This is a genomic window from Corticibacter populi (genome assembly GCF_004217315.1).
GTDB lineage: Bacteria > Pseudomonadota > Gammaproteobacteria > Burkholderiales > Burkholderiaceae_C > Lampropedia > Lampropedia populi.
Genome location: NZ_SGWR01000002.1, coordinates 448,878 through 468,039, shown reverse-complemented (window position 1 = coordinate 468,039; position 19,162 = coordinate 448,878). Strand labels below are relative to the sequence as shown.

Below are 19,162 nucleotides of genomic sequence, written 5' to 3'. Positions count from 1 at the left end.
GGGGGCGCTCCTGGCGGAGCACCGCATAGGGTGCTGACGCCCACCTGCTTCAATCGCTCGGTTCGCCTGGCTCGCCCGAGCGAAAGGTGCGCGGGAACACCACGGCCTGCTGCCGCTGGCTGAGGCGGTAGCCCATGGCGCTGCGCCCCAGGCCGCCGGGCACCGCGCCGGCCTCGCGCAGCAGGCCCGAATCGAGCATGCGCTTGCGGAAGGCGCTTTTGTCTAGCCCGCGGCCCAGCACGGTTTCATAGACGCGCTGCAACTGCGGCAGCGTGAAGGGCTCGTCCAGCAGAAAGGCCGGCAGCGAGGTGTATTCCACCTTGCTGCGCAGGCGCGCCAGCGCGGTGCGCAGAATGGTCTGGTGGTCGAAGGCCAGTTCCGCCTCGCAGGCGGCGTCGGCGGCGAGCCAGCTCGCCTGCGGCCCGCCCTGCGGCGCCGGGATCAGGGCGAAATAGGCATGCGTGGTGGACCAGCCTCGCGGGTCACGCCGTGCATCTCCCCAACTTGCCAGTTGTTCGAGGTAGGGCGTGCTGCAGCCGGTTTTCTCGTGCAGCTTGCGCAGCGCGCAGTCCAGCAGCGTGGCGTCGCGCTCGATGTCGATGAAGCCGCCGGGCAAGCACCAGGCGCCCGGGAAGGGCTCGCCCGGCGTCTCGGGACGTCGCGTCACCAGCACGCGCAGGGCGTCCTGCACCACGGTGAAGATGACGACGTCCACCGAGACCAGGGGCCGCGGGAAGGCGAGTGCCGGCATGAATGCGGACGGAGCGGTTTTGCGGGACATGCGGAAGGCGGCGTTTGGATGGGCGTCGTGACCGGATTGCCGCAGGGACTTGACGCAGGATTTGAAAGTTGTATTATGCAACCCATATAAGTTGTATAGTACAACTTAATCATGCGCATCAGCGCAGCAAAGGAGTTCAGCATGTTCGGCGTCCGCTACATCAAGGCCCAGCCCACCACCTATCTGATGCAGTTCCACAAGGGGCAGCTCGTGCGGCAGGGGGCGGGGCTGTCGTTCTTCTATTACGCGCCGGCCAGCACTTTGGTGGCGGTACCCATGGCCAGCCAGGAGGCCGGTTTCATGCTGGAACTGGTGACAGGCGACTTCCAGGCCGTCACCGTGCAGGGCGAGGTGAGTTTCCGCGTCGGTGATCCCAAGCGCACCGTGGCGCTGATGGACTTCTCGCTGCGCTCCAATGGCAAGCACGCCTCGGAAGATGCCGAACGCCTGCGTGAGCGGGTGGTGGTGCAGGCCAAGGTGATCATCCAGCAGGCGATCCAGGCACTGGACCTGCGCGATGCGCTCCGGGCGCCAGCGCGCATTGCGCGCGAGACCCAGGCGCAACTGGGCGCGCAGGCGGAAGTCCAGGCGCTGGGGCTGGAGATCCTGGGCGTCTCGATCGTCGCCATCAAGCCCACGCAGGACATTGCCCGCGCGCTGGAGGCCGAGGCGCGCGAGGCCAATCTCAAGGCTGCCGATGATGCGATCTACCAGCGCCGCATGGCTGCAGTGGAGAACGAGCGCTCGATCCGCCAGAACGAGCTCGACACCGAAGTGGCGGTGGAGGAGAAGCAGCGCGACATCCAGGCCGCCCGCATGGACGCCCAGGCCGCGCTGGTTCAGCGCGAGAATGCATTGCGCCGCGAGCAGATGACGGCCGATGTGGAACTGGAGCAAAGCCGCAAGGAACTGGTGACCAGCCAGGCCGAGAACACCCGCGCACTGGCCGAGGCGGAGGCGCACCGCGTGCGCGCCATCATGACCGCGCTGGACCAGGCTGACCCGCGCGTCGTGCAGGCGCTGGCGGCGGTCGGCATGCAGCCGGGCCAGCTCATTGCGCAGGCTTTCGGCGGGCTGGCCGAGCGCGCCGAGCGCATCGGCCAGCTCAATGTCTCGCCCGAACTGCTCAGCGGTCTGCTGGGGGATGCCGCGCCTGCTGCTGCCACTGCCGCCGGCAGCAGGAGGGCGAGATGAGCACGGCCGGACTGCAGCGGCGTGTCGTGCTGGTGACGCGGCGCACGCGGCTGGCCGAGCTGGTGGTGCGGCACAACACCTACGCGCAGGCGAAGTTCTATGTCGAGCACCTCGGCGCGGATTTCGGCGACTACCTGCGCGAGGACGAAGCCTATGCGGCGAGCCTGCACACCACGCTTGCGACGCTGCAGGCCTGGGGCCGCCACCAGGTGATCGACCGGGCCATGCTGCCCAACTTCGTCTTTGCGCCCGGCGACATCGTGGTCGCGCTCGGCCAGGATGGCCTGGTGGCCAACACGCTCAAGTACCTCGACGGCCAGCCGCTGGTGGGGCTGAATCCGGACGCGCGGCGCTGGGATGGGCTGTTGCTGCCGTTCGAGCCGGGCGTGCTGGGCCATCTGCTGGCGCAGGTCGCGCACGAGCGGCGGGCCTTGCGGCAGGTCACCATGGCCGAGGCACGCCTGAGTGACGGTCAGGTGCTGCGTGCCGTGAATGATCTTTTCATCGGGCCGCGCAGCCACACCTCGGCGCTGTACGAACTGGAGTTCGCGGGGCAGCATGAGGCGCAGTCGTCCTCGGGCCTGATCGTCTCGACGGGGCTGGGATCGACGGCCTGGATGAAGAGCGTGGTGACCGGCTCATTGGCGATTGCCGCTGCCACCGGTGTGGCCCCGGCCACGCACCCGGAGCAGCAGGGTGGCTACACGCCGCTGCCCTGGGATGCGCAGGAGTTGCTGTTTGCCGTTCGGGAACCGTTTCCGAGCCGCAGCTCCCAGGCCACGGTGGTGTTCGGCAAGGTGGATGCGCAGCAGCCGCTGCGCCTGCGCTCGCGCATGCCCGATGGCGGCGTGATCTTCTCCGACGGGATCGAAGCCGATTTCCTGCGCTTCTCGGCGGGCGTCGAGGCCGTGATTGCACCATCGTCGGCCCAGGGCTTGCTGGTGCAGTGAGGGCGTCTTCAAAGTCTCGGCGCGCCTGCCGCTGTGCCTGAAAAATCGTGGCTGCAAAGCGCGAACCCGGTTTTTCAGGTGCAACCCGAAGGGCATGGCACAGCCATGCGGCTGCGTGGCAAACCTGTGAAGACGCTCTGAAGAATCCGTCATGCCAGTGCAGGCATGGCGCGCCGGCAGTGGATGGGGGAGAAGATGGGATTACTGGTCGCCGGACTGGCGGCGCTTGTTCTGCGCCTGCAGCGTGCCCGGGATGGCGGTTGCAGCGCGTGCCTGGACCTGCACGGGCTGGTTGCTGCTGAGGGTGGCGGCATTGCTGCCAGCGCGTTGCGCGGCATTGTTGCTCGCCGAGGCCGGGCCGGCCAGCACCAGGGCGGAAAACAGCAGCACGCTGTGGGCGTCGAAAGTCAATCGGTTCACTTTGGATTTGGACATTGGGTTCTCCTTTTCGGGACACTCAGGCCAATAGATGGGGCTGGCGGCGGAAAGTGCCGCGTACTTGCGAACTGTTACCAGTTAGAGCCTGTTTATGATCCTTTCATGGGTCACGCGGGAGGTCAAAAACGCAGTGGGCAAGGCGAGCAACGCCGCCCGGTGCGTTTTTGACCTCCTGCCCTTCGGGTTGCCCCTGCAGGCGCGCGCTGCGGTGTGACAAATCCTCGCCGGGCCACCGGCCCGACTGCAGTTTGCGCCTTGCATCGCATCGCCTGTCGGGACAACGTGACCCATGAAAAGATCGTAAACAGGTTCTTGCCCATCGCCGGTAGCCGTTCGTCCGGCATCGACGCGCAGCATTCCATCCTCATCCCGTGACACCCGTGTGAAGGGGGCGCTGCGCCGCCTGCGAGCATTCGAGCAGGTAGTCGATGCAGGTGCGGATGGCGCGGGTCTGATGGCGCCCGGGCATGTAGAGCATGAAGAGCCAGTTGCCGAAGATGCTCAGGCGGTAGTCGCCCAGCGCCGTCAGCACCGCGCCGCTGGCAATGGCGTCCTTGACCACGTAGTCCGGCACCAGGCCGATGCCCAGGCCTGCCAGAATGCCTTCGCGCAGAAAGGGAAAGTGCTCCGAGACCAAGGTGGGCGCGAGCGGCACCTCATGGAACGCGCCGCTGGCCGGGTAGGCGCGCAGCCGTACCTTCTCGCCGACCACCCCGGAAGTAATGATGGGCAGCTGCGCCAGCTGACCCGGCGCCTGTGGCATGCCGCCATGTGCCTGGGCCCAGGCCGGCGTGGCGCAGGCCACGTAGCGCACCGGCCCCATGTCGCGCGCCACCAGGTGCGGCGGTGGCTCGGGCAGCACGCGGATGGCGATGTCGATCTCGTCGCGCACCAGGTTGTCGATGCGGTTCTCGAATACCACGTCGAGCACGATGCCGGGGTAGCGGCGCTTGAACTCGATCAGCCAGTCCGCCATCACCATCTGTCCGTAGCCGCTGGGCACGCTCAGGCCCACGCGGCCTTCGAGCTCCTTGCCCAGGCGCGCAATGCTTTCCTCGGCCAGCAGCAGTTCGTTGCGGATCACCAGCCCGTGCTCGTAGAGGCGCTTGCCGATCTCGGTGGGTTCGGCCAGCACGGTGGTGCGGCGGATCAGCTGCGCGCCGACCTGCTTTTCGAGCTGGGCAAGGCGGTAGCTGACGTTGGCGCGCGTCATCTTGAGCTTGCGGGCGGCGCGGCTGAGGTTGCCGGCGTCGAGGATTTCGACCAGCAGGGTCAGGGCGGAAGGATCCATGTGGAGCGGATTCGCGGTGCGGGTAGCGGTATGGTGGATGTCAAGTATTACTTGACTCTATGTCAATCATAGTCTGTATTGTCAAGCCATTTTTGCCAGCCTACACTGCAGTCGTTCAGCAACACAGAATGACAAGGAGACAGCCGCATGCCGCAAATGCATCCGGATTCACGCCAGGATTCGCAGCCCGCTTCCGCCCGCCAGTCTGATGGCCTGGCGCACATTGCCTGGGCCGAGCAGCAGGCCGCGCTGGTGCCTGGCCTCGAAGCTGTGGCACCCCGCCCATTGGCCCATGCGGGCGTGATCGGCGGCGGCACCATGGGCGCGGGCATTGCCGTGGCGCTGCTGCGTGCCGGCCTGCAGGTGCAGATGGTCGAGCGCGATGCCGAGGCTGCGGCCAGGGGCCGCGCCAATGTCGAGAAGGTGTTCGCCAGCATGGTCGCCAAAGGGCGCCTGGAGGCGGCCGAGCAGACCGCCATCCTGGCGCGCTTTGCCAGTGGCAGCGATTACGCCGCGCTCGCCGAGGCGGATCTGGTGATCGAGGCGGCCTTCGAGGACATGGCCGTCAAGCATGCCGTGTTTGCCGAATTGGCACGTGTGTGCAAAGCCGGCGCGGTGTTGGCCACCAACACTTCCTACCTGGACATCGACGCGATTGCCGCGCAGACGGGCCGCGCGCAGGATGTCATCGGGCTGCATTTCTTCTCCCCCGCGCACGTCATGAAGCTGCTGGAGATCGTCGTGCCGGCGCAGGTGGCCGATGATGTGGTGGCCACCGCCTTTGCGTTGGCCAGCCTGCTGGGCAAAGTGCCGGTGCGTGCCGGCGTGTGCGACGGCTTCATCGGCAACCGCATGCTGGCGGTGTACCGCCAGGTGGCCGAGTTCGCCATGGAGGATGGCGCCACGCCCTACCAGATCGACGAGGCGCTGCGCGAATTCGGCTTTGCGATGGGGCCGTTCCAGGTGGCCGATCTCGCCGGTGGCGACATCGGCTGGGCCACGCGCAAGCGCCGTGCCGCCACGCGCGATCCGCGCGCTCGCTATGTGCAGATCGCCGACCGCCTGTGCGAGCGCGGCTGGTTCGGCCAGAAGACCGGGCGCGGCTGGTACCTGTATGACAAAGGCGCGCGCACCGGCACCCCCGACCCCGAGGTGCTGGCCATCATCGAGGCCGAGCGCCAGCGCACCGGCATCACCCCGCGCAGCTTCAGCCATGCGGAAATCGTGCGGCGTTACCTGGCCGCGATGGTCAACGAGGGCGCCAACATCGTGCACGAGGGCATTGCGCTGCGCCCGCTCGACATCGACGTGACGCTGGTCAACGGCTACGGTTTTCCACGCGCCACGGGCGGCCCGATGTTCTGGGCCGACGGCCAGGGTCTGGCCGCGCTGCTGGCCGACATCCGCCGCTATGCGGAGGAGGACGCGCTGTTCTGGCGGCCATCGCCGCTGCTGGAGCAACTGGTGGCACGCGGCGAGGATTTTGCCAGCCTCGACGGTGCCGTCCACGGCGCGACCGGAGCCGCGGCATGAGCGGCGCCCGCTTGCCGCTCGAAGGCGTGCGCGTTCTCGATCTCTCGCGCGTGCTGGCCGGGCCGATGTGCGCGATGACGCTGGGGGACCTGGGGGCCGAGGTCGTCAAGGTCGAGCATCCCGACCGTGGCGACGATACGCGCGACTGGGGCCTGCGCGTCAATTCCACGCAGACCGCCTATTTCAACAGTGTCAACCGCAACAAGCGTTCGGTGACGGTGGACCTTCAGCACCCCGAAGGCCAGCGCCTGGTGCGCGAGCTGGCCGCGCAGTGCGACGTGGTGGTGCAGAACTTCAAGCACGGCGGCGCGGCGCGGCTGGGCGTGGGCTACGAAGACCTGCGCGCGGTGCGCGAGGACATCATCTACGTTTCCATCTCCGGCTACGACAGCACCGGCGCCGAGGCCGGCCGCCCCGGCTACGACCTGGTGGTGCAGGGCGAGGCCGGCCTGATGGGCATGAATGGCGAGGCCACCCAGCCGCCGCTCAAGTTCGGTGTCGCGGTGGTGGACATGTTCACCGGCATGTACGCCGCGCAGGGCGTGCTGGCGGCGCTGTTCGACCGCGAACGCAGCGGCGCCGGCCGGCACATCGAGATGGCCTTGTTCGACAGCGGCCTGATGCTCACCGCCTACTACGGGCTGGAGGCGCTGCTGCAGGGCGGGGACCCGCCGCGCTACGGCAATGCGCACCCCTCCATCGTGCCCTATGGCGTGTTCGATGCCGCGGATGGACCGCTGGTCATCACCGTGGGCAACAACGCGCAATTCCAGCGCTTTTGCCGCGAGGTCATCGAACGTCCCGACCTGGCCGAGGACGCGCGCTATGCCACCAACCTGCTGCGCGGCGTCAACCGCGAGGCCTTGATGGCCGAGATCGGCCCCGCGCTGCGCAGCCGCTCGCGTGCGGTGCTGCTGCAGCGGCTGGCGGCCGCCGGCATTCCGTGCGGCGAGGTGCTGGGCCTGCTGGAGGCGCTGCAGTCGCCGCGCGCCCGGGCCGGCGGGTTGGTGCGGCAGATGCCGCATGCCGAGGGCGGCCAGGCCCATGTGCTGGCGCCGCCGTTTCGCATCGACGGCGAGCGCCCGCCGGTGCGGCGCGCGCCGCCCTTCCTCGGCGAGGGCACGGCGGATGTGCTGCAGGAACTGCTCGGCATCGATGCCGAGCGCCTGGCGCAGCTGCGCGGCCAGGGCGTGCTTTGACTCGGGCAGTCGGGTGGCAGCCCTGCCGACACGGCCAACACGGAGCACGGAACACGGGATTGACAGGAATCAAGGGAACAAGGAGACCCCATGGCATTGGATGACGAAACCTTCGGCCTGCTGCGCGATTCGGTGCGGCGCTTCGTGCGCGAGCGGCTGATGCCCGCCGAACGCGTGGTGGAAGAACTCGACGAGGTGCCCGCCGACATCGTCGAGGACATGAAGCAGCTCGGCCTTTTCGGCCTCTCCATCCCCGAGGAGTGGGGCGGCATCGGCCTGAACATGCAGCAGGAGGTGCAGGTGGCCTACGAGCTGGGCTACACGGCGCTGGCGTTCCGCTCGGTGTTCGGCACCAACGTGGGCATCGGCTCGCAGGGCATTCTGATCGATGGCACCGAGGCGCAAAAGCGCGACTACCTGCCCCGCGTCGCCAGCGGCGAGCTGATCATGTCCTTCGCGCTGACCGAGCCCGATGCCGGCTCCGACGCCGCCGCGCTCAAGCTGCGCGCCGTGCGCGATGGCGACGACTACCTGCTCAGCGGCACCAAGCGCTTCATCACCAACGCGCCGCGCGCCGGCGCCTTCACGCTGATGGCGCGTACCGATGGCGCCGGCGCGGGCGGCATCAGTGCCTTCATCGTGCCGGCCGGGCTGCCGGGCCTGACGATCGGCCTGCCCGACAAGAAGATGGGCCAGCGCGGCACCAAGACGGCCGACGTGATTCTCGACAACGTGCGGGTGCCGGCCGCCAACATCATCGGCGGCGTGCCGGGCAAGGGCTTCAAGACGGCCATGAAGGTGCTCGACCGCGGCCGCCTGCACATCTCGGCGGTGGCCTGCGGGCAGGCGCGGCGCATCCTCGACGAATCGATCGCCTATGCGCGCGAGCGCCGCCAGTTCGGCCAGCGCATCGGCGACTTCCAGCTCATCCAGGCCATGCTGGCCGACAGCCAGGCCGAGCTGCTGGCCGGCTGGGCGCTGGTGCAGGAGACCGCGCGCCGCTACGACGCGGCGGCGGCGGGCCTGGTCGGCGCCGGCCGCAGCGACCCCGAGGTGGCGCTGCATGCCTCGGCCACCAAGCTGTTCGTCACCGAGGCGCTGGGCCGCATTGCCGACCGCGGCGTGCAGATCCATGGCGGCTCGGGATACATCAACGAGTTCGCCGTCGAGCGCTTCTACCGCGACGTGCGGTTGCTGCGGCTCTACGAGGGCACCAGCCAGATCCAGCAGATCATCATCGGTCGCGCGCTGGTGGGGCCGTCACCAGGCTGAGCAGCGCACAGAAAGAAGGCGAGACAAAGCAAAAGACAACGCAAAACAAAGAAGGCAAGGAGACACACCATGACAAATCGGATCAACCGCACAAGGCGGCACCTGGCCCTGGCTGCCGCGCTGGCGTTCGGCCTCACCGGACTGACCGGACTGACGGTGGGAGCCGCCCACGCTGCCGGTGCCGCAGACTGGCCCGCCAAGCCCATCCGTCTCATCGTGCCTTACGCGCCGGGCGGCTTCACCGACCAGATGGCGCGACTCTTGCAACCGGGCCTGCAGCAGCGCCTGGGCCAGCCGGTGGTGGTGGACAACAAACCCGGTGGCAACAGCATCATCGGCGTCGGCGAACTGGCCCGCGCCGCTGCCGATGGCTACACCTTCGGCGTGGTGATCGCCGCCTATGCGGCCAACACCAGCCTGTACAAGAAGCTGCCCTACGACCCTGCCAGGGACATCATGGGCGTCTCCCTGCTGGGGGTTTCGCCGCTGCTGGCGGCGGTCTCCAGGGATGCGCCATTCCAATCCGCGGCCGAGCTGGTGGAGTACGCGCGCACCCATCCGGGCACGATCAGCTACGGTTCCTCGGGCAATGGTTCGTCGGCACACCTGACCAGCGAACTGCTCAAGTGGCGCACCGGCATCGACATGGTGCATGCCCCCTATCGCGGCGCGGCGCCGGCGCTGGCCGACCTCATGGGTGGGCACATCCAGGTGCTGCTCGATGCGCCGACCAATCTGATCGAGCAGGGCGGCCGCCAGGGCCGCGTGCGCCTGATCGGCGTGGCCGGCGAGCAGCGCCTGCCGGCTGTGCCCGATGTGCCGACGTTTGCCGAGCAGGGTATCGATGGCGTCAGCGGCAGCACCTGGGCGGCGCTGATCGCGCCAGCCGGTGTTCCCGACGAGATCGTGCAGCGCCTCTCGCAGGCCGCCGCCGAGATCATCCGGAGCGAGGCCACCCGCGCCACCTTGCACGACATGGGCACCTTCCCCGAAGGACGCAGCCCGGCCGAGACCGATGCCTTCATCGCCGCCGAGACCGCCAAATGGGCCGAGGTCATCCGGCAGGCCGGCATCACCCTCGAATGAATCCCGCCGAATGAACCCGAACACAGGAGAGACGACATGACCCAAGCCTTCATCTGCGACGCCATCCGCACCCCCATCGGGCGCTATGGTGGCGCGCTCAGCAGCATCCGCACCGACGACCTGGGGGCATTGCCCATCCAGGCGCTGATGGACCGCAACCCCGGCGTGGACTGGGCCGCGGTGGACGACGTGCTGTACGGCTGCGCCAACCAGGCCGGCGAGGACAACCGCAACGTCGCGCGCATGGCCGCGCTGCTGGCCGGGCTGCCGATCGACGTGCCGGGTGCCACCATCAACCGCCTGTGCGGATCTGGCCTGGATGCGGTGGGTTCGGCCGCGCGCGCCATCCGCACTGGCGAGGCGGCGCTGATGATTGCCGGGGGCGTCGAGAGCATGAGCCGCGCGCCCTTCGTCATGCCGAAGGCCGAAAGCGCCTTCAGCCGCAGCAACGCGGTGTACGACACGACGATCGGCTGGCGCTTCGTCAACCGCCTGATGAGGGCGCAGTACGGCATCGACTCGATGCCCGAGACGGCCGAGAACGTCGCCGATGACTTCGGCATCGAGCGGGAGGCGCAGGACCGCCTGGCGCTGGCCAGCCAGCAGCGCGCCGTGGCTGCGCAGCAGGCGGGGCACCTGGCCGCCGAGATCGTGCCGGTGGCCGTGCCACAGAAGAAGGGCGAGGCGGTGCTGGTGGCACACGACGAGCATCCGCGCGCCACCAGCCTTGAGGCGCTGGCGCGCCTCAAGGGCATCGTGCGCCCGGATGGCAGCGTGACAGCCGGCAACGCCAGCGGCGTCAACGACGGTGCCTGCGCGCTGTTGCTCGCTGGCGAGGCGGCGGCGCGCCAGCATGGTCTGACGCCCCGGGCACGCGTGGTCGGCATGGCGGTGGCCGGCGTGGCGCCGCGCGTCATGGGCATCGGCCCGGTGCCTGCGGTGCGCAAGGTGCTGGCGCAGACCGGCCTGTCACTCGCGCAGATGGATGTGATCGAGCTCAACGAGGCCTTTGCCGCGCAGGGCCTGGCGGTGCTGCGCGAGCTGGGCCTGGCCGATGACGATGCGCGTGTCAACGCCTGGGGCGGCGCCATTGCGCTCGGACATCCGCTGGGTGCCAGCGGCGCGCGCCTGGCCACCACAGCCACCAGTCGCCTGCACCGCACGGGCGGGCGCCATGCGCTGTGCACCATGTGCATCGGCGTGGGCCAGGGCATTGCGCTGGTGCTGGAGAAAGTCTGATCGGCAGGGCGTCGGCTGCGGCCGGGACGGCAGCCGGTGTGACCCGGACAAAGACAATGAGAAGGAGACAAAGCATGCATACCAATGACACCCGACGCCGCTTCATCGGCCGGACGCTGCTGGCCGGCCTGGGACTGGCGGGCCTGGCGGCAGCGCCCATGGCCAGCGCCGCCGACTACCCGGACAAGCCCATCCAGCTCATCGTGCCGTATGGCGCGGGTGGGCCGACCGACGCGCTGCTGCGCACCCTGGCAACGCAGGCTTCGCAGCAGCTCGGGCAGAGCATCGTCATCGAGAACCGGCCGGGTGCCAATGGCACCTTTGGCGCGGCCATGCTGGCGCGCGCCCGCGACAGCCACACCATCGCGGTGATCCCGGCCACGGTGTTCCGCGAGCCCTTTCTCGCCAAGGTGCCCTATGATCCGCTCAAGCTCACCTACATCATCGGCCTGACCGATTATGTGTTCGGCTTGGCGGTGCGCCAGGATGCACCCTGGCAGAGCTGGCAGGAACTCGCCGAGGATGCCGCGCGCCGGCCCGGCCGGATCTCGGTCGGCATGGCCGGCGCCACCGGCACGGCGCGCATCGTGCTCGGCGAGATTGCCGATGCCAAGCAGCTGGATTTCAATTTCATCCCCTACAAGGGCGACAGCGAACTGACCACCGACCTGCTGGGCGGGCACGTGGATGCCGCGGCAATGACCGGCACCGCGGTGCAGTACATCAGCTCGGGCCGCATGCGCTACCTGGCCATGCTCACCGCCGAGCGTGCCGAGCTGTTCCCGGACGTGCCGACCTTCCGCGACCTGGGGGTGGAGGCCTGGGTCGACTCGCCCTTTGGCCTGGCCGGCCCCGCCGACATGCCGCCCGCGCACGTGCAGCGCATTCACGATGCCTTCAAGGCCGCGCTCGAATCGCCGCAGGGGCGCCAGGCCCTGGCCAGCCTGAACCAGCCGCTCAACTACATGGCACCGCAGGCCTATGCGGACTATGCGCGGCAGGCCATCGAGCGGGAGAAAGGCCGCGTCGAATACCTGCGCGCGCAAGGGCTAGTGAACTGATCCGGCATGCCGCTAGCCGTCAGCCGCCAATCGTCGGCTGTCAGTCCTGGTCCGCCAGAGGCAGTTCCTGCGCCGGCGCCTCCAGTTGCTGCAGGGCGCTGCGGATGGCATCGAGCAACACCTCGATCAGCGGGTTGGCCGGGCCCTTGCGCCAGATCGCCAGCGTCGCCGAGGGCGGGTGGCGCCCGGCCAGCGGCAGGAACACGGTGCCCGGCAGGCGCGTGCGGCGCATGGCATACGGCACCAGCGCCACGCCCAGGCCGCGCGAGACCAGTGCCACCACCGTCAGCCAGTGGCGCACTTCGTGCAGGTGCTCGGGCTCGACGCCGGCGCTGCGCAGCAGGCCCAGCACCTGCTCGTGGTAGAGCGGCGAGGCGCTGCGCGAGAACAGGATCAGCCGCTCGCCTTCCAGGCTGCGCAGGTCGATCGGGTCTTGCCGGGCCAGCGGATGGCCTGCGGGCAGGCAGCACAGGAACGGCTCCTTGACCAGCAGGCTGCTGTGCAGATTGCCCGGCAGGTGGCTGCCGTGCACCAGGCCGAAATCAAGCCGGCCGGCCGAGATGGCGGTGACCTGTTCGCTGGTGTTGAGCTCGGTGATGTCCAGCCGCACCTGCGGGTGCTGCCGCTGGAACTGCTGCAAGGCCTGGGGCAGGCCCCGATAGATCGACGAGGCGACGAAGCCCACCCGCAGGTGGCCGCCCTGACCCTGCGCGACGCCGCGCACCTCGGCGGCGATCTCCTTGGTGTCGGCCAGCAGCTGGTGCGCGCGCGGCAGCAGGTGCTCGCCCGCGGCGGTCAGCCGCACCTCCTTGCTGTTGCGCTCGAAGAGGCGTGCGCCCATGTCCTCCTCGAGCTGGCGGATCGCCACGCTCAGCGGTGGCTGCGAGATCGCCAGGCGCTGCGCGGCCCGGCCGAAGTGCAGTTCCTCGGCCAGTGCGATGAAGTAGCGCAGGTGTCTGAGTTCCATGCTTCCGTGCCTCCTTTTTGATATTTTTTAAGTATCGTACAAGATTTAATCGATATTTGACTTGAATGATTGCCTGCGCACAATGACCGCATGACAGCGCCATGCATCAAGGCCGCCATCCGGTCTTGACCGGTTGCCAAGAGCGCCAACAGGAGACAACACCATGCCCGATCCCAACCCTGCCAGCACCCGCCACCCCGTGCCGGACCGCCACGGCAGCAATCTCTATGCCGGCGACCTGCAGATGCAGCAACTGTTGCGCCTGTACCTGCCGGAGGACGTCAACGCGCACCTGCAGCCCTGGCTGCAGCGCATGGGGCAGCTCGCCGGCGGGCGGCTCGACGAGCTCGCCGGCATCGCCGACAAGAATCCGCCCGTGCTCTCGCTGCGCAGCCGCAGCGGCCAGGATGATCAGCGCATCCTCAAGCATCCGGCCTATGTGGAGATGGAGCACATCGCCTGGAACGAGTTTGCGCTCTCGGTGATCTCGCACCGCGACGACGTGCTGGGCTGGCAGGGCAAGCTGCCGCCGCTGGCCAAGTACGCACTGACCTACCTCTTCGTGCAGGCCGAGTTCGGATTGTGCTGCCCGCTGTCGATGACCGACTCGCTCACGCGCACGCTCAAGAAGTTCGGCTCGCCCGAGCTGGTGCAGCGCTACCTGCCGCGCCTCTTGCAGATGGACGTGGACGACATGGCCCAGGGCGCCATGTTCATGACCGAGCAGGCCGCGGGCTCGGACATCGCCAATACCGAAACGTTGGCCGAGCAGGCCGCGGACGGCAGCTGGCGCCTGCATGGCGACAAATGGTTCTGCTCCAACCCGGATGCCGAATTCGCCATGGTGCTGGCCCGCATGCAGGGCGGGGCGGCCGGCATGAAGGGTGTCTCGCTGTTCCTGCTGCCGCGCGACCTCCCGGACGGCAGCCACAACCACTACCGCATCATCCGCCTCAAGGACAAGCTCGGCACGCGCTCGATGGCCAGCGGCGAGATCCGTCTCGAAGGGGCCATCGCGCATCTTGTCGGCGAACCCGGCCGGGGTTTCGTGCAGATGGCCGACATGGTCAACAACTCGCGGCTGTCGAACGGCGTGCGCTCGGCCGGCATGATGCGCCGCGCCGTCGCCGAGGCCGAGTTCATCGCCCGCGAGCGCCATGCCTTCGGCAAGGCACTGCAGGACATGCCGTTGATGCAGCGCCAACTCGACAAGCTGCGCGTGCCCGCCGAGCAGGCGCGCAGCATGGTGTTCCAGACCGCGCGGGCGCTGCAGCGCTCGGACGGCGGCGAGGAGGGGGCCTACGCGCTGCTGCGCATCCTCACGCCGCTGATCAAGTTCCGCGCCTGCCGCGACGCCCGTAAGCTGACCGGCGACGCCATGGAGGTGCGCGGCGGCTGCGGCTACATCGAGGAATGGAGCGATCCGCGCCTGGTCCGGGACGCGCATCTGGGCTCGATCTGGGAGGGCACGAGCAACATCGTCGCGCTCGACGTGCTGCGGGCCATCCGGCGCGAGGGCTCGCTGCCGGTGCTGCAGCAGCATTGCGTGGCGCTGCTCGATGATGCGCGCATCGCGCCGGCCTTTGCCGCCGCGCTGCGCACCGCCTTCGAGCGGGCCGCCGCACTGGCCGCGCATGCCGCCGAAGCCGGCGGCGACCGGCTGGCCCGCCAGGCGGCCTCGGGCCTCTACCACTGCGCCAGCGCCACCGCGATGGCCTGGGAAGCCGGGCACACCGGCAGCGCCGAGCGCCTGCGGCTGGCCCAGCTGGCACTGCTGCACCGGGTGCTGCCGCGCGATCCGCTGCAGGAAGACACCATCCCGGCGGGCTGGAACGCCGCCTCGGCCGCCTCCACCGTGCAGGCCTGAGGCTGGCTGCGGCTGAACCACACATCGGACGAACCCTGCCTGGGCTGGCCGGCGGCTGATTGGAGGCATTGCGCCGGCCGATGCCGTTGCTGATGCCGGTGCCGGTCGGCCGGGGCGGGTGAGTGAACGGGTCAATGACCGGCCGGAACAGGCCGGACCAGGCCGGACCAGACAACAAGCAAGGAGACAAACCAATGAACAACTACCTCAACCGCCGCCGCATGCTGCGGGCACTGAGCGCCGGCCTGCTGGCCACTGGCCTGGCGGCTGCGGCCGTCAACACCGCGCAGGCCGGGGAATTCCCGGAGAAGGCCATCACCTTCGTCGTGCCATTCCCGCCCGGCGGGCCGACGGATGCCATGGCCCGCACGCTGGCCGCCGGGGTCGGGCAGTTGCTGGGCCAGTCGGTGGTGGTGGACAATCGCGCCGGCGCTGGCGGCAACATCGGCGCGTCAGCCGTGGCACGCGCCGCCCCCGATGGCTACACCATCATGTTCGGCACATCCGGCCCGCTGGCCATCAACCACAGCCTCTACAGCAAGGTCGACTACGACCCCCGCACCAGCTTCGCGCCCATCATCTATGTGGGCCACCTGCCCAACATCCTGGTGGTGCGCAAGGACCTGCCGGTGGACAGCGTGCAGGCGCTGATCGCGCTCGAGAAGGCCAAGCCGGGCAGCCTGAACTTCGCCTCGTCGGGCAATGGTGCCTCCTCGCACCTGGCGGGCGTGCTCTTCAACGGAATGGCCGGTACCGACCTGCAGCATGTGCCCTACCGCGGTACCGGCCCGGCGCTCAACGACCTGCTGGCCGGCCAGGTGGACATGAGCTTCACCGACATCCTCACCGCCATGCCTTATGTGCGCTCGGGCCGCGTCAAGCCGCTGGGCGTGGCCACCGCGCAGCGCTCGCAGGTTGCGCCGGAGCTGCCCAGCATCGCCGAGCAGGGGCTGCCTGGCTATGACGTCAGCGTGTTCTTTGGCGTCGTCGCTCCGGTGGGCACGCCGCCCGAGCGCATTGGGCGGCTCAACCAGGCCTTCGCGCAGGTGCTGCAAAGCGACAAGGTGCGCAAAAGCCTGAGCGACCAGGGCCTGGAACTGAGCACTGACTACCGACCGGAATACCTGGCGGGCTTCATCGCCAGCGAGCTGGACAAGTGGCACGCCGTGGTCGAGCAAGCCGGCGCCAGGCTGGACTGATGCCGCAGCCGCGCGGCTGCAGGCCAGCCCATGCGAGGCAAGTCGTGCGGCACGGGTTCCTAGAACCTGTTCACGATCGTTTCGTAGGTCACGCAGGAGGTCAAAAATGCAGTGGCAAGACGCCCGTCGCAGCCCAGACTGGGGGTCTGGGCAAGGCGGGCAACGCCGCCCGGTGGGTTTTCGACCTCCTGCCCTGCGGGTTGTCCCGGCAGGCGCGCGCTGCGGCGTTACAAATCCTCGTCGGGCCACCGGCCCGACTGCGGTTCGCGCCTTGCATCGCATCGCCTGGCGGGGCAACGTGGCCCGCGAAAAGATCGTCAACAGGTTCTTACAACAACAGGAGACAAGCATGACCCCCTTCCATCTGAACCGCCGCCGGCTGATGGCCGGCACCTTGCTGGCCGGCCTCGGGGCCTGGCTGGCCACGCCACCGGCGCATGGCGCAGAACCCTTCCCGAGCAAGCCGATCCAGCTCATCGTGCCCTATGGCGCCGGCGGACCCACCGATGCGCATCTGCGCGTGGTGGCCCAGCAGGCCTCAGCGGTGCTGGGCCAGCCGGTCATCATCGACAACAAGCCGGGCGCCAATGGCACCTTTGGCGCCGCCGCGCTGGCGCGCGCGCAGCCCGATGGCTACACCATCGCCGTGCTGCCCGCCAGCGTGTACCGCGAGCCCTGGCTGAACCGCGTGGCCTTCGATCCGCTGCGGCTGACCTACATCATCGGCATGACCGACTACACCTTCGGGCTGGCCGTGCGCCAGGATGCCCCGTGGCAGAGCTGGGACGATTTCGCCGCCGATGTGAAAAAGCGCCCGGGCAAGATCTCGGTGGGCGCGGCCGGGCCGGTGCAGACCCCGAACATCGTGGTCAATGAACTTATGCAGCTCACCGGGCTGGACCTCAACCGCGTGCCCTACAAGGGCGATTCCGACCAGGCGGCCGATCTGCTGGGCGGTCACATCGACGCCGGCGTGCTCTCCGGCGTGGCTTCGTCGCACATCCATTCCGGGCGCCTGCGCTACCTGGTCATGCTCACGCCCGAGCGCGTGCCGCAGTTCCCCGACGTGCCGACCCTGCGCGAGCTGGGCGTCAATGCCGTGGTGGAGTCGCCCTACGGCATTGCCGGGCCCGAGGGCCTGTCGCCCGAGCAGGTGCGCATTCTTCACGACGCCTTCAAGACGGCGCTGGAGTCGCCCGAGGGGCGCAAGATCCTCGACCAACTCAACCAGCCGCTGAACTACCGCGGCCCGGAGGCATTCGCGCAGTACGCCAAGGACGCCTTCGCACGCGAGAAGGGCCGCATGGAGCAGCTCAAGGCTTCGGGCGCACTGGACTGACTTGCCGGCCATTGCGCACCCGGCATGTCCGGCTATGCTGTGCGTCCGCCGCGCGGTGCCGCCGTCCGCATGGCCGGCGGCGCGATCGCCCCAAACCCGACGAGGAGAACGACCCATGAAGACCCCTGTACCCGAGCCGCGAGGCATCCTGTTCCAACTGCCCATGCCGATGGCCGGCAGCTTCGACCTGCGCGGCCTGGAGATCGGCGGCCTGCAGGCGAAGGTGCTGCTGCCCTACGACCCGGCCTGGACCAACAGCCGCGGCGAGGTGCATGGCGGCGCACTCTCCATGCTGTTCGACTGCACGCTGGCCAGTGCCTGCCGCGCCCACGAGCCGGGGCGCTTTGGCGTGGTCACGCTGGACCTCACCGTGCATTTCCTGGCACCGGGCCGCGGCGATGTGATCGCCAGTGCCACCTGCGAGCGGCGCGGCCGTGCCATGTGCTTCGCCCGTGGCGAGGTGCACGACGAAAGCGGGCAGTTGCTGGCGCTGGCCACCGGCACCTTCAAGCTGGTGGAGCGCACCCCCGCAGGCCCGGCACCAGGTGCTGCGCCAGGCCCATGAAAACCGACAGGGAGAAGCTCCGATGACCCCCCACATTTCCAACCCTTCCGCGCTGGCGGGCATCCGCGTGCTCGACATCTCGCGCATCCTCGGCGGCCCGTTCTGCGGCCAGGTGCTGGGCGACCACGGCGCCGACGTGCTCAAGATCGAGCCGCCGCAAGGGGACGACACGCGTACCTGGGGTCCGCCGTTCCGTGATGGCGTGGCCTCCTACTACTACGGCCTCAACCGCAACAAGCGCGTGCAGCAGCTCGATTTCTCCACCGAAGCGGGGCGCCAGCGTCTGCTGGAGCTGATGGCCGATGCCGACGTGCTGGTGGAGAACTTCAAGAGCGGCACCATGGAGAAGTGGGGCATCGGCTACGCGCAACTGGCCGAGCGTTTTCCGCGCCTGATCTGGTGCCGCGTCAGCGGCTTCGGCAGCGATGGGCCGCTTGGCGGCCTGCCCGGCTACGACGCGGCCGTGCAGGCCATGTCCGGGCTGATGAGCATCAATGGCGAGGCTGAGGGCGGCCCGTTGCGCGTGGGCCTGCCGGTGGTGGACATGGTGACCGGCCTGAACGCCGTGATTGGCGTGCTGCTGGCGCTGCAGGCGCGCCAGGCCAGTGGCAAGGGCCAGCTGGTGGAGGCCGCGCTCTACGACAGCGGCCTGTCGCTGCTGCATCCGCATGCGGCCAACTGGTTCATGAGCGGTCGCACGCCGCAGCGCACCGGCAACGGCCACCCCAATATCTACCCGTACGACACCGTCGATACGGCCACCGGGCCGATCTTCCTGGCGGTGGGCAATGACCGCCAGTTCGCCATTTTTTGCCGCACCATCGGCATGCCGGAGCTGGCGGAGCAGGACGACTACCGCAGCAACGAGCAGCGCTCGGTCCACCGCGCGGCGCTCAAGGTGCTGCTGCAGGAACGGCTGGCTGGCGCCGATGCACAACTGCTGGCCGAGCAACTGATGGCCAGTGGCGTGCCTGCCGCCGCCGTGCTCGACGTGCCGCAGGCGCTCACCCATCCGCATACGCAGCACCGCGAGATGGTGGTGCAGATGGGCGACTACCAGGGCCTGGGCGCGCCCGTCAAGCTCAGCCGCACACCGGCGAGCTATCGGCACGCGCCACTGACACCTGGGGCCGGTTTCCTGCCGCAAGGAGAGCCTGGCGTCTGATTCTGGCGCGGGCTGC

General features: G+C 68.7%; 16 protein-coding genes and 1 pseudogene. 13 read left to right on the top strand and 4 right to left on the bottom strand.

The window, feature by feature from the left end; translation table 11 throughout:
* Positions 1-49 precede the first annotated feature (49 nt).
* Positions 50-781 carry an NUDIX hydrolase gene (locus EV687_RS08300; RefSeq protein ID WP_122231145.1) on the bottom strand — a complete coding sequence of 244 codons (732 nt, stop codon included), beginning with the start codon at positions 779-781 and terminating at the stop codon, positions 50-52.
* Positions 782-922: 141 nt separating this feature from the next.
* Between EV687_RS08300 and EV687_RS08295 the strand changes: the two genes are divergently transcribed.
* Positions 923-1,975, top strand: a complete 1,053-nt coding sequence (locus EV687_RS08295) for an SPFH domain-containing protein (RefSeq protein ID WP_122231257.1) — start codon at positions 923-925, stop codon at positions 1,973-1,975.
* Positions 1,972-2,925: a diacylglycerol kinase catalytic domain-containing protein gene (locus tag EV687_RS08290; RefSeq protein ID WP_122231143.1), complete on the top strand. Its 954-nt coding sequence runs from the start codon at positions 1,972-1,974 to the stop codon at positions 2,923-2,925. The genes EV687_RS08295 and EV687_RS08290 overlap by 4 nt, the downstream gene beginning before the upstream one ends.
* Before the next feature lie 201 nt (positions 2,926-3,126).
* On the opposite strand, the gene EV687_RS08285 is transcribed toward EV687_RS08290, so the two are convergent.
* Both EV687_RS08285 and EV687_RS08280 read right to left on the bottom strand, forming a co-directional pair.
* Positions 3,127-3,360 (bottom strand): hypothetical protein, encoded by a 234-nt coding sequence (locus EV687_RS08285; RefSeq protein WP_130466472.1) that lies wholly within the window; start codon positions 3,358-3,360, stop codon positions 3,127-3,129.
* A gap of 367 nt (positions 3,361-3,727) precedes the next feature.
* Positions 3,728-4,654, bottom strand: coding sequence for a LysR family transcriptional regulator (locus EV687_RS08280; RefSeq protein WP_122231138.1), 927 nt, complete (start codon positions 4,652-4,654; stop codon positions 3,728-3,730).
* A 201-nt stretch (positions 4,655-4,855) separates the two neighbouring features.
* Between EV687_RS08280 and EV687_RS08275 the strand changes: the two are divergent.
* From EV687_RS08275 to EV687_RS08250, 6 genes and pseudogenes are all read left to right on the top strand, one after another.
* Positions 4,856-6,187, top strand: a pseudogene (locus tag EV687_RS08275) (3-hydroxyacyl-CoA dehydrogenase); the annotation flags it as partial.
* Positions 6,184-7,386 carry a CaiB/BaiF CoA transferase family protein gene (locus EV687_RS08270; RefSeq protein ID WP_122231134.1) on the top strand — a complete coding sequence of 401 codons (1,203 nt, stop codon included), beginning with the start codon at positions 6,184-6,186 and terminating at the stop codon, positions 7,384-7,386. The pseudogene EV687_RS08275 and the gene EV687_RS08270, both read left to right, overlap by 4 nt.
* Before the next feature lie 90 nt (positions 7,387-7,476).
* Positions 7,477-8,658, top strand: a complete 1,182-nt coding sequence (locus tag EV687_RS08265; RefSeq protein ID WP_122231132.1) for an acyl-CoA dehydrogenase family protein — start codon at positions 7,477-7,479, stop codon at positions 8,656-8,658.
* A 69-nt stretch (positions 8,659-8,727) separates the two neighbouring features.
* Positions 8,728-9,744 carry a tripartite tricarboxylate transporter substrate binding protein gene (locus EV687_RS08260; RefSeq protein WP_122231130.1) on the top strand — a complete coding sequence of 339 codons (1,017 nt, stop codon included), beginning with the start codon at positions 8,728-8,730 and terminating at the stop codon, positions 9,742-9,744.
* A 36-nt stretch (positions 9,745-9,780) separates the two neighbouring features.
* A complete protein-coding gene (gene pcaF, locus EV687_RS08255) occupies positions 9,781-10,983 on the top strand; it encodes a 3-oxoadipyl-CoA thiolase (RefSeq protein ID WP_122231129.1) in 1,203 nt (400 codons plus the stop codon).
* Between the two features lie 74 nt (positions 10,984-11,057).
* Entirely contained in the window at positions 11,058-12,044 is a 987-nt protein-coding gene (locus EV687_RS08250; protein ID WP_122231127.1) for a tripartite tricarboxylate transporter substrate binding protein, read from the top strand.
* A 40-nt stretch (positions 12,045-12,084) separates the two neighbouring features.
* Here the strand turns inward: EV687_RS08250 and EV687_RS08245 are convergent, their stop codons facing one another.
* On the bottom strand, positions 12,085-13,011 hold the full coding sequence (locus tag EV687_RS08245; protein WP_122231125.1) for a LysR substrate-binding domain-containing protein: 927 nt from the start codon (positions 13,009-13,011) through the stop codon (positions 12,085-12,087).
* Between the two features lie 163 nt (positions 13,012-13,174).
* Here EV687_RS08245 and EV687_RS08240 point away from each other — a divergent pair, with 163 nt between their 5' ends.
* The 5 genes from EV687_RS08240 to EV687_RS08220 all read left to right on the top strand — a co-directional run bounded on the left by EV687_RS08240 (position 13,175) and on the right by EV687_RS08220 (position 19,146).
* Complete coding sequence (locus tag EV687_RS08240; protein WP_122231123.1) at positions 13,175-14,878, top strand: acyl-CoA dehydrogenase family protein; 1,704 nt, start codon at positions 13,175-13,177, stop codon at positions 14,876-14,878.
* A 194-nt stretch (positions 14,879-15,072) separates the two neighbouring features.
* Entirely contained in the window at positions 15,073-16,077 is a 1,005-nt protein-coding gene (locus EV687_RS08235) for a Bug family tripartite tricarboxylate transporter substrate binding protein (protein WP_122231121.1), read from the top strand.
* Positions 16,078-16,426: 349 nt separating this feature from the next.
* Complete coding sequence (locus tag EV687_RS08230; RefSeq protein WP_122231255.1) at positions 16,427-17,416, top strand: tripartite tricarboxylate transporter substrate binding protein; 990 nt, start codon at positions 16,427-16,429, stop codon at positions 17,414-17,416.
* Positions 17,417-17,531: 115 nt separating this feature from the next.
* Positions 17,532-17,981, top strand: coding sequence for a PaaI family thioesterase (locus EV687_RS08225; RefSeq protein ID WP_122231119.1), 450 nt, complete (start codon positions 17,532-17,534; stop codon positions 17,979-17,981).
* 22 nt (positions 17,982-18,003) lie between these two features.
* Positions 18,004-19,146 (top strand): CaiB/BaiF CoA transferase family protein, encoded by a 1,143-nt coding sequence (locus EV687_RS08220; protein WP_122231117.1) that lies wholly within the window; start codon positions 18,004-18,006, stop codon positions 19,144-19,146.
* The last annotated feature ends 16 nt before the right edge of the window (positions 19,147-19,162 follow it).

Coding starts and splice junctions, on each gene's coding strand:
- EV687_RS08300 (WP_122231145.1), bottom strand. CDS start 781: ATGTCCCGCAAAACCGCTCCGTCCGCATTCATGCCGGCACTCGCCTTC.
- EV687_RS08295 (WP_122231257.1), top strand. CDS start 923: ATGTTCGGCGTCCGCTACATCAAGGCCCAGCCCACCACCTATCTGATG.
- EV687_RS08290 (WP_122231143.1), top strand. CDS start 1,972: ATGAGCACGGCCGGACTGCAGCGGCGTGTCGTGCTGGTGACGCGGCGC.
- EV687_RS08285 (WP_130466472.1), bottom strand. CDS start 3,360: ATGTCCAAATCCAAAGTGAACCGATTGACTTTCGACGCCCACAGCGTG.
- EV687_RS08280 (WP_122231138.1), bottom strand. CDS start 4,654: ATGGATCCTTCCGCCCTGACCCTGCTGGTCGAAATCCTCGACGCCGGC.
- EV687_RS08270 (WP_122231134.1), top strand. CDS start 6,184: ATGAGCGGCGCCCGCTTGCCGCTCGAAGGCGTGCGCGTTCTCGATCTC.
- EV687_RS08265 (WP_122231132.1), top strand. CDS start 7,477: ATGGCATTGGATGACGAAACCTTCGGCCTGCTGCGCGATTCGGTGCGG.
- EV687_RS08260 (WP_122231130.1), top strand. CDS start 8,728: ATGACAAATCGGATCAACCGCACAAGGCGGCACCTGGCCCTGGCTGCC.
- pcaF (WP_122231129.1), top strand. CDS start 9,781: ATGACCCAAGCCTTCATCTGCGACGCCATCCGCACCCCCATCGGGCGC.
- EV687_RS08250 (WP_122231127.1), top strand. CDS start 11,058: ATGCATACCAATGACACCCGACGCCGCTTCATCGGCCGGACGCTGCTG.
- EV687_RS08245 (WP_122231125.1), bottom strand. CDS start 13,011: ATGGAACTCAGACACCTGCGCTACTTCATCGCACTGGCCGAGGAACTG.
- EV687_RS08240 (WP_122231123.1), top strand. CDS start 13,175: ATGCCCGATCCCAACCCTGCCAGCACCCGCCACCCCGTGCCGGACCGC.
- EV687_RS08235 (WP_122231121.1), top strand. CDS start 15,073: ATGAACAACTACCTCAACCGCCGCCGCATGCTGCGGGCACTGAGCGCC.
- EV687_RS08230 (WP_122231255.1), top strand. CDS start 16,427: ATGACCCCCTTCCATCTGAACCGCCGCCGGCTGATGGCCGGCACCTTG.
- EV687_RS08225 (WP_122231119.1), top strand. CDS start 17,532: ATGAAGACCCCTGTACCCGAGCCGCGAGGCATCCTGTTCCAACTGCCC.
- EV687_RS08220 (WP_122231117.1), top strand. CDS start 18,004: ATGACCCCCCACATTTCCAACCCTTCCGCGCTGGCGGGCATCCGCGTG.